This window comes from Desulfobaculum sp. (assembly GCF_054921475.1).
The window spans coordinates 1-9,756 of record NZ_JBUDSW010000132.1; the positions used below are offsets into that span (position 1 = coordinate 1).

Consider the following 9,756-nt stretch of genomic DNA (forward strand, 5'->3'; position numbering starts at 1 on the left):
CGCCCGCCTCGCCCCGCGCCTTTTGGGTGCGGCAGTGGTGCTCATACCACGCATCACCCCGGCTCCCGGCGCTCCGGGGCACGTGCGCACGACCATCACTCGCCTGCGGCTGGAGTCTGCAAAAGCACGCCAGCGGCGCCTTGCGGATGCTCTTGAACGCCAGACCCAGCGCATCACCGCCCTTCGCAGTGAGCTTGACCACCTGCTGACCCACAAGGACGACTGCTCCCGCACGCTGGACGCCATGACGCGCTCTGCCCGCATCAACGCCCTCATCACCCGGCGCAGTGCGCTGGAGCGCGACATTATGGCCGCCAACGCGGCAGGGGACCTTGCCACCGCCGCGCGGCTGGTGCCCCTGCATGAGGCGGCCAACTCCCGCATTGCCAAGGAGACCGCAGCCCTCAACGAATTCCGGCGCTCCTTTGTTGGCATCCGCGTTGCGGCCTACCGGCTGGATCCGGCCTCCGCCGTACAGCGCATCCAGCGCCTGCGCCGCGCCGCCAACGACCTGCGGCGCAAGCTCCTCGCGGCCGAGGGCGCGCGTGCCGCCCTGCGCCGCGACCTGCGCCATGGCGGCGGCCAGAGCATGGAATCTGTCTTCACCCTCCAGACGGCGGCTCCCGAGTTTTGGCCGTCCACCGCTGCCGCCTCCTGCGCGCGTCTGCTCCAGCCCACTGGAGCGCAGCTGTGCGCACTGCCTACGGCGGCGGACATGCCGCCACGCGCCGCGCTCCCCTCCCTTGCGCAAGCGTTGACAGCATGGGATAACGGAGAATATGCCCACGCGCATGCACTGGCGCGCCAGCACGGGCTTGCCGCCTTTTTCCCGGCGCCGCCCGCGCCGGGATTCGACGTCCGCGCCCGGACCTCGCGGCCCGCGGCTGACGTCCGCCGCACGCTGATATCGCGCCTTCGCGCCGCGCTTGGCACCGCCGCTGGCCGCGCGGAGCTTCACCCCTGACCGCCACGGAGCGCCCCATGAGCAGAACCGATTCCGCCCCCGTATGTCCGCGCATCCAAATCGCGGGCATCATTGATGCCGCCGAGGCCACAATGCTCACCGAGCTTGGCGTGGACAGCCTCGGCTTTCCCCTGCGCCTTGCCGTGCACGCCGAAGACCTCACCGAGCAGGACGCCGCGGCCATCGTCACGGACCTGCCGCCGCACGTCGCCGCCGTGGTCATCACCTACCTGACTGACGCCGACGCCATCCTTACCCTGTGCGACACCGTGGGCACCCCGCGCGTACAGCTCCACGCCGACGTTCCGCCGCAGCTCCTTGCCACCCTCAAGGAGCGCCGACCGGACCTGCGCATCATCAAAAGCCTCATCGTCCCGCCGGAGGTCACCCCCGACGCCATGGTGCAGTTGGCCCAGCAGGTGCGTGCCTACGCCGAACATGCCGACGCCTTCCTGACCGATTCCTTCGACCCCGCAACCGGCGCAACCGGCGCAACAGGGCACCCGCACGACTGGCGCGTGGACCGCGAACTGGTGCGCCTGTCCCCGCGCCCGGTCATCCTTGCTGGCGGCCTGCACCCCGGCAACGTGGCCGAGGCCATCGCCACAGCACGCCCCGCCGCTGTGGACGCCCACACCGGCGTAGAAGCGCCAAACGGCCGAAAGTCCCGCACACTGGTCACGCATTTCGTTACCGCCGCGCAGGAGGCCTTCGCCGCACTGGACGAATAAGACATCCATTTGCCTTTGCGCCGTGTTTCAGGCATTTAAGAATGAGGACTGGACTCAGGCGTGGAGGTGCCGTGGCAAGCCATGACCGACATCCGGGATATACCCTCGACTCCATTTCGTTCTCCGCGCGGGAGACCGAAATGGTCTGTACCATTGCGGCCCCGCGGGGCGAGGTGCTCCTTGCCATCTACAACGCCCTGCAACAGCTGGGGCACACTTCGGCGCTGGTGAACCGGGCCTTTGGCCTGCTCATTGCCCGCCCGCCTTTTTCCTTTTTGAATGTGGGGCGGCGGTTTACCTTCTCGCTGACCGCTGTGGACGGCGGCACACAGGTTGCCGCCACTTACACCCACGGCCTTGTCAGCTTCCAATCCCGCGCCCGGCGGCAACAGCTTCTGGAATCTCTGCTTCGCGCCACACGCCTCAACCTGCCCCCGCGCTCCGCCGCCACGCAAAACGAGACCGCGCAGGACAGCGAAGCGCCTGCATCTCCGAACCACACCTCGCAACAGACCCCGCCCCCCCAACACGGCGCGACGCCGGAGCAGGCTCCCCCGCAGGCGCCATCTGCCGCCGCCAAGTCCGCAGCGCCAGCGCCGTCATCCCCTGCGTCCTCCGCTCGCGCTGCCGCCCCGGCGCCGGACACCCAGCAGCGCCCCGCGCCGCCCAGGGCTCCCAGTACTGATGCGCCATCCGCCACCACTCCCGCAGCATCCAACGCGCCAGTCTCGCCCACCACACCTGCCTCGCCCACCACATCCGCCTCTCCCCCCGAATCCCCTGTGGACGACGAGGCCCACGCCTTTGTGGCCCCGCCACGTCACGGACGCATCAGCGCCGCAGCGTGGCGGCTGTTTTGGTTCGTCATCGGCGTTGGGCTGATGGCGCTCATTCTTATGCTCATCGACGCCGCGCAATAAGCCCCGCCGGGCGCCCTGCCGCGACTTGGCGGGCGGGCGGCTTCCGTGCTATTTCCCTGTGTGACAGACCGCGCCGCCACAGCGCGGCATCGCGCCCCCATCACGGCGCGGAAAACGGCACCGGCCCGTGGCGCTCAACAGCGGGAGCATCACCGGCGCACATCACCACCGCCAGCCAAGGCTCACATGTCCGCAGCAGATACGTCCGACCGCACGCCAATCAAGGGCGTCTTTTCGACAATGGAACTCAAAAGGACCGGGCAAGGCGCAACGACGCGCAAAACCCGCGTCAAACAATACTGGCTGGTCAATGAAACGAGCGATGGGCAGGCCGAAGTACAGCCCATCAACGAAAGCCTTATCCCCATCGGCAAAAAGCGCACCGTCTCCGTGGACGACGTGCTGGAGCGCTTCCAGCCCGAACCGGAATTCTACATCCAGTCCGGCCTTGGCGGCGACAAAGTCGCCATGGACGACCCCATCCCCCTGCGCGACCCCATCGCCACGCCGGATGCCGCCCCCGCGTCCACATCCATTGAAGGGTTCGACATTTCCGGCTCCGCCGAGGAGATGGAGCAAAGCGCCCGCGCCACCTTTGGCATAGCGCTCACCTACCTCAAGCGCGGCAACCTGCAGCGCGCGCAGGATGTCTTTGACCAGCTGGCCGAGGTTGAGGGCGACTTCAAGCCCGAGCACAAGCACATGTTCAACGACTTCGGCGTGTCCCTGCGCAAGCAGAACCTCTTCGACACCGCCATTCAGCACTATCTGCGGGCCATAGACCTCGCCGCCGGGGACGACAACCTCATGCACAACATCGCCCGCGCCTACTACGAAAAAAAGGACATCAAAAAGGCCGTGCACTTTCTTGAAAAGTCCCTCGCCATCAACCCGGACCACGAAATGTCGCGGCGTTTTCTGCGCTGGATAAAGCGCAAGCACCCCGACGCCACAGGTCCCGTCCGGCTAGACTTTTAAGCCAGCGCACCAACCGCCCGCGCCACTGCCCACGCATCACAGCGGCGCATCCATTTCGGATGCGCCGCTTTTTCTTGCGCTTTTTCCATATCTTGGGCTACGCAATACAGTCACTTGCGGAAGCAAACATCGTTGATGGATTCTGCCGCAACAGGCATCACCCTCTGCAGGCCGCCTCACCGCCTGCCGCACGTCCCCGCGCAGATGCCGCATGGCAATTGAAGTCCCCCTGTCCCCATGCTAGATATACAGAACAACACAAGGAGCGTCGCATGGACAAAAAGACGCAAGACGCGCTGGACGCGCTCAAGGTGCAGGGCACACCGCTGGCCCATATCCGCAACAAGAATGAACAACGCGTTGTGGAAGCCATGATTCGCATCCTGCCGGAATTTGACGGCTACAAGCCCAATAAGCTGGACCTTGAGGACATCTACGCCCTCAGCCTCAACACGCTTCCCGCCCGGTACATCCAGCGCGGCAGCATCGTCCTGCGCGAGCCAGTGCGCGAGGAAGTGATTGAGGAAGTTGTGCGCGACGCCGTCCTCACCGTGCAAAACAGGCCGAATTACAACGCCTAAGCCATCCACCAACGCCGGACGCACCGCCACCGGCCCCAGCGGAAGGGGCGTCCGGGCATCCGTCACGGAGGCCGCATGCTCAAGGATTACTCGGAATCCATCCACCGCCTCGGCAAGGGGCTTGGCCGGGCGTTTCAGCGTTCGCCCATGGTTCTTGGCGTTCCCGGCATGTCCATCGCCGTGAAAATCGATCCGCTCTATTACATTGCGGTGATGCCCGCCTTCATCAACCGCGTCGCCGAGTGGTCCGGCATGTTTCCGCACTCCGCGCGCGAGGCCCTCATGCACACCGGCAACCTCATCGCCAGCGGCGAGGAGCGCCAAACCGTGCTGAACCTGCATGTGGTGTGGGGCCCACAGCCCATCGTCAAGCACATCCGCGCGTCCTTCATCCTTGCCGATTTTGTGGACCGCGCCCTGCGCATGCACGGCAACCGCCCGGACCCCATGCCAGTGGCGGATTTGCGCATTCTGGCAGAGGACCGCGAGCTGGTTGACGCTTTCTTCAAGGAAAAGACTTCTCTTGACAAGACGGCGTTTAGCTCGCAAACCTGATGCCTCGTAACGGCTTACGCCCCTTTCGAAAACAGTAAGGAAACGCGCACTCATGGCATCGGTACAGCGCCTGCTCACCATCCTCTTTTCGGCTCTCCTCGTGGCCCTTCTGGCCGCGCCCTGCGCCCTTGCGCAGGAAGCCGCCCCCGCACAGGACATCCCCGACACTCCGGCTACGCCGGATACCCTGCGCGTCACCCCGGTGAGCGTGGTGCATGACGACGTGGACAACGTCGGCACCCGGCTCGTTTTCCAGATTAAGGAAATCCTCAATTCCTCCTCGCTGTTCACCCTCTCCGCCAAGGATGAGAAAAAGATCAAGCTGGTCATCAAGACCAAGCAGGAGTTCCCCTCTCGCCCCGAGATTGGTTCCGCCTACAGCGCGGTGTGGATTTTCTCGTCCAATGATAACGTTTTGACGCATTACCTTGCCTCCGAGGCAGGTATCGTTACCGCTGCCAATGTGGCAGCAACCGCAGAGGCCCTCGCAGGGCGTACCGATGCCGTAGCGGCACAGTACGCCTATTTGTTCGAGTAAGCAGGCCCTGCCGGCCATTTCCGGTTCCAGCCTGTTTCCAGCGGGCGGAGCCGCCCTCCCCCCGCTCATATTCAGGCATCCCGCTTTGACAGGGAGCACCACCTTCCCTAAAGTGGCAAGGCACTTGGAATACCGGCACATGGCACGGTCGTCTCCGTGCCCTTCCGTCTATACTTTAAGGAGCAGTGTCGCATGAGCAATGACTTCCCCAGAATGCACCGTCTGCCACCGTACGTGTTCGCCGTGGTCAACCAGCTGAAAATGAAGCTGCGTCGGCAGAACATCGACATCGTCGACCTTGGCATGGGCAACCCCGATACGCCTACGCCCCAGCACATCGTCGACAAGCTGTGCGAGGCGGCGCAAAAGCCCGTCAACCACAGATATTCCGCATCCCGTGGCATCCCGAACCTGCGCGCCGCCATCGGCGATTGGTACGCCAGACGCTTTGGCGTCTATCTGGACCCGGATCAGGAATGCGTGGCAACCATGGGCTCCAAGGAAGGCCTTGCTCACCTTGCCTTAGCGATGCTCCAGCCCGGTGACGTCGTGTTCACACAGGACCCGGCCTACCCCATCCATCCCTATTCCGCCGTCATTGCCGGTGCTGACGTCCGCCGTATTCCCATTGGGCCGGAGCGCGACTTCATCGCGGACCTTGAGCTGGCCGTCAGCCAGACGTGGCCCAAGCCGAAACTGCTCATCTACTGCTACCCGCACAACCCCACTGCCGAAGTTGTGGACCTGGCCTTCCACCAGAAGATTGTGGACTTCGCCATGGAGAACAACATCCGCGTCATCCACGATTTGGCGTACGCGGACTTCACCTTCGACGACTACGAGGCCCCCAGCTTCCTGCAGGCCAAGGGCGCCAAGGAAGTCGGCGTGGAGTTCTTCTCCATGTCCAAGAGCTATTCCATGGCCGGCTGGCGTATGGGCTTTTGCTGCGGCAACCGCGACATGGTGCAGGCGCTGACCCGCATCAAGAGCTACCTCGACTATGGCATCTTCCAGCCCATCCAGATCGCCGCCACCGTGGCCCTCAACGGCCCGCAGGAGTGCGTGAAGGAGATTGTGGACGTGTACAAGGACCGCCGCGACGTGCTGTGCGACGGCCTGAAGCGCATCGGCTGGGACGTCACCCCGCCCAAGGCAACCATGTTCCTGTGGGCCAAAATCCCGGAACAGTTCCGCGACATGGGTTCCGTGGAATTTTCGAAGATGATGCTCACCGAGGGCCACGTGGCCGTATCGCCGGGGCTTGGCTTCGGCAACTACGGCGACGACTATGTACGCTTCGCCCTCATTGAGAATAAACAACGCACACAGCAAGCCATTCGTGGCATCAAGAAGGTTCTGGAGGGAGCCAAGACGTGCTAGACAAACAGGTCATCAACATCGGTCTTGCCGGGTTCGGCACCGTCGGACAGGGGCTTGCCGATGTTCTTGAGGAAAGCCGCAACGACATCCACCGTCGTACCGGCAAGGACATCCGCATCAAATCCGTGCTCATCCGCAGTGAGCACAGACGGCCCGGCGTGGAAGCCATCGGCGCCACTCCGGTCACGGATTACCGCGCCCTTATCGACGACCCGGACATCGACATCGTTGTGGAACTCACCGGCGGTATCGACTTCCCCAAACAGCTCATTACAGAAGCCATCTCCGCCGGAAAGCACGCCGTGACCGCCAATAAGGCTCTGCTGGCCGAAAACGGCATGGACCTCTTCGCCCTCGCGGCGGAAAAGAACGTCCATCTCGGTTTTGAAGCCAGCGTCGCCGGCGGCATCCCCGTTGTGGACCCGCTGAAGGAATCCCTTGCTGGCAACAGCATTCACAAGATTCTCGGCATCCTCAACGGCACGGCGAACTACATCCTCACAGAGATGACCGACAAAGGGCTGGACTTCAACACAGCCCTCGCCGCCGCGCAGGACAAAGGCTACGCCGAAGCGGACCCCACCCTCGACATCGAGGGCATTGACGCAGCCCACAAGCTGACGCTACTCATCCGCCTCGCCTTTGGCCGCAACTATCCCTTTGCCAGCCTGCCCGTCACCGGCATCACCGTGGTCACGCCCATGGACATCCGCTTTGCGCAGAAGTTCGGCTACCGCATCAAGCTGCTGGCGCAGGCGCGCCTTGTGGACGGCAAGGTCGAGGCGGGCGTCTACCCCGCCCTCGTGCCCGAGGATAACCTGCTGGCCTCCGTGTCCGGTGCCTACAACGCCATCCGCCTTGAGGGCGGCGCTGGCCCTGTGGTGCTCCACGGCAAGGGTGCCGGCGATAAGCCCACAGGCAGCGCCGTGCTGGCAGACATCATGGCCATTGCCCGCGACGCCGCGCCCAACAACCTCGGTTTCGTTGACCCAGCCCTGCCAAAGGCCGACATTCTGGACCTGGACGACGCCGTGTCCCTGCACTATCTGCGCTTTATCGTGCCGGACAGAGCAGGCGTACTGCGCGACATCGCCGGAGTCATGGCAGACCGCAACATCAGCATCCAGCAGGCCACCCAAAAGCCGTCCATCGACGGCGGCGGCGTGCCGCTGGTCTTCCTGACGCACGAAGCCAAAGCCGGGGACATTCACGCCGCCATGCGCGACATCGACGCCATGGGCCTGACCATCGACAGGACAATGCATTTCCGCATCCTGTAGCCCGCGCGGCATATCCGCACTGCACGCGGCCCGCCACTTTGGCGGGCCGCTTTTTTTCATCCATGCATTTGACGCAGCCGCGCCAATCATGCACCCATGTGGCAAGCACACGCCCGCGCCGCTTGCGGCCCAGACGCTGCTCAAAGATTGCCCAAAACGCGGGCTGCACACAGACCAGTTTAACCGCACGCACAACGCACTGCACACCATGGCGCACGCACCACTTGCCTTTCTCATCGCCGACGGCATGGCGGACTATCCCCTTGCCGCCCTCGGCGGACGCACGCCCCTTGAAGCCGCGCACACGCCGCACATGGACGCCCTTGCCGCCCAGTGCTGCGCCGGGACCATCGCCACCATCCCCACCGGCATGTCCGCCGGGTCCGACGTCGCCTGCATGAGTTTGCTCGGCTTCAACCCGCGCCAGCACCACACCGGACGCGGCCCCATCGAAGCCGCCGCGCGCGACTGCGACCTTGGCCCAGATGACATCGTCTGGCGGCTCAATCTCGTCAGTCTCGCCGGTCCCCTCAGCGACCGCCGCATGGCCGATTTCACCGCCGGAGCCTGCGCCCCGCGCCTTGCCACGCGCATCATCTCGCACCTTGCCGCGCGCCTTCCGCATCCGCGATTCACCCTCGTTCCCGGCCTTGGGTACCGGCATCTGCTCATAGAGCGCGGCGGCGCCAACGGGCCAGCATCCAGCATCCGCATCCGCCCGCCGCACGACATCATCGGTCAATCAATTGCCCCGGACATCACGACGCTTCAACACCACGCGCCCCTTGCCGCCTTTCTCGCTAACGCGGAGCATGAACTGCGCGCCGCCTTCCCCGGCATTGCCGCCAACGCCCTCTGGCCGTGGAGTCAGGGCGCGCCGCTCCGCCTGCCCAATTTCACCGCCGCCACCGGGCACCACGGCGCCATCATCACCGCCGTGGACCTGCTGAAAGGTCTCGGCCACGCCGCGGGGATGCACGTCCCGTCCATTCCCGGAGCCACAGGCACCATCGCCACCGACTACGCCGCCAAAGTTCAAGCCGCCATCCAGCATCTCCGCTCCGGCGGCGACTACGTCCTCCTGCACGTCGAAGCCCCCGACGACTGCGCCCACCGCGGCGACATCGCCAGCAAGGTGCGCTCCATCGAACTGTTTGACCGCGCCGTCGTCGGACCTTTTCTTGCCAGCACGCAGGACATCGCCCCGGCCGTACTCATCGCCTGCGATCACTACACGCCCGTCGGCCTCAAAGTGCACACTGACACGCCAGCGCCCTTCATCCTAGCCCAGCATCCGCACAGCCCGCATCAGCTTGCCGCTTATTCCGAACACCACGCCTCACAGACCGGCGTCCACATCAACCCCGGACATTCGCTTCTACACCGGGTCATACAGAGGTTTCGCCAATGACTCAGCCCCCCATTTGCTATCAGCACCGCGTCTCCTACGGGGAGACCGACGCCATGCAGGTGCTCTACTACGCCGAGTATCTCCACGTTTTCGAACGCGCCAGAAGCCACCTCATCCGCTCCTTCGGCATGAGCTACAACACCGTCGAACAACGCGGCCTGTTCCTGCCCGTCCGGGAAGCCAAAGCCCGCTACAAACGCCCCATCCGCTACGACGAGCTCGTCAACGTCTACACCACCATCTCCGAATGGGGCCGCGCCTCCATCACCTTCTCCTACGAGCTCTACAACGAAGACAACTCCGTCCTCCACGCCACCGGCATGACACAGCACGCCTGCGTCACACCAGAAGGCCGCCCCACCCGCGTGCCCGACTGGCTCAAAGACCTCATGCAAAACCACCCCACCAACGCCTAAAA

Annotated in this window: 11 protein-coding genes; all 11 read left to right on the plus strand. The window is 64.4% G+C overall.

Annotated elements, in window-relative coordinates; translation table 11 throughout:
• Nucleotides 1-964: hypothetical protein (locus ACY69P_RS09795; protein WP_462327329.1), on the plus strand; the 964-nt coding region annotated here is incomplete at its 5' end.
• A gap of 17 nt (nt 965-981) precedes the next feature.
• A complete protein-coding gene (locus tag ACY69P_RS09800) occupies nt 982-1,695 on the plus strand; it encodes a phosphoribosylanthranilate isomerase (RefSeq protein ID WP_462327330.1) in 714 nt (237 codons plus the stop codon).
• Nucleotides 1,696-1,766: 71 nt separating this feature from the next.
• The gene (locus ACY69P_RS09805; RefSeq protein WP_462327331.1) at nt 1,767-2,615 is read left to right on the plus strand and encodes a hypothetical protein; all 849 of its coding nucleotides are present in this window, start codon (nt 1,767-1,769) and stop codon (nt 2,613-2,615) included.
• 240 nt (nt 2,616-2,855) lie between these two features.
• Nucleotides 2,856-3,593 (plus strand): tetratricopeptide repeat protein, encoded by a 738-nt coding sequence (locus ACY69P_RS09810; protein ID WP_462327332.1) that lies wholly within the window; start codon nt 2,856-2,858, stop codon nt 3,591-3,593.
• 272 nt (nt 3,594-3,865) lie between these two features.
• Complete coding sequence (locus ACY69P_RS09815) at nt 3,866-4,174, plus strand: late competence development ComFB family protein (RefSeq protein WP_459901205.1); 309 nt, start codon at nt 3,866-3,868, stop codon at nt 4,172-4,174.
• Nucleotides 4,175-4,249: 75 nt separating this feature from the next.
• Nucleotides 4,250-4,729: a hypothetical protein gene (locus ACY69P_RS09820; RefSeq protein WP_404843316.1), complete on the plus strand. Its 480-nt coding sequence runs from the start codon at nt 4,250-4,252 to the stop codon at nt 4,727-4,729.
• Nucleotides 4,730-4,781: 52 nt separating this feature from the next.
• Entirely contained in the window at nt 4,782-5,267 is a 486-nt protein-coding gene (locus ACY69P_RS09825; protein WP_459901203.1) for a hypothetical protein, read from the plus strand.
• Between the two features lie 192 nt (nt 5,268-5,459).
• Complete coding sequence (locus ACY69P_RS09830; RefSeq protein WP_462327333.1) at nt 5,460-6,647, plus strand: aminotransferase class I/II-fold pyridoxal phosphate-dependent enzyme; 1,188 nt, start codon at nt 5,460-5,462, stop codon at nt 6,645-6,647.
• On the plus strand, nt 6,641-7,927 hold the full coding sequence (locus ACY69P_RS09835; RefSeq protein WP_404843319.1) for a homoserine dehydrogenase: 1,287 nt from the start codon (nt 6,641-6,643) through the stop codon (nt 7,925-7,927). Before ACY69P_RS09830 ends, ACY69P_RS09835 begins: the two co-directional genes overlap by 7 nt.
• A gap of 208 nt (nt 7,928-8,135) precedes the next feature.
• On the plus strand, nt 8,136-9,338 hold the full coding sequence (gene apgM, locus ACY69P_RS09840) for a 2,3-bisphosphoglycerate-independent phosphoglycerate mutase (RefSeq protein ID WP_462327334.1): 1,203 nt from the start codon (nt 8,136-8,138) through the stop codon (nt 9,336-9,338).
• Entirely contained in the window at nt 9,335-9,754 is a 420-nt protein-coding gene (locus ACY69P_RS09845) for an acyl-CoA thioesterase (RefSeq protein ID WP_459901200.1), read from the plus strand. Before apgM ends, ACY69P_RS09845 begins: the two co-directional genes overlap by 4 nt.
• The last annotated feature ends 2 nt before the right edge of the window (nt 9,755-9,756 follow it).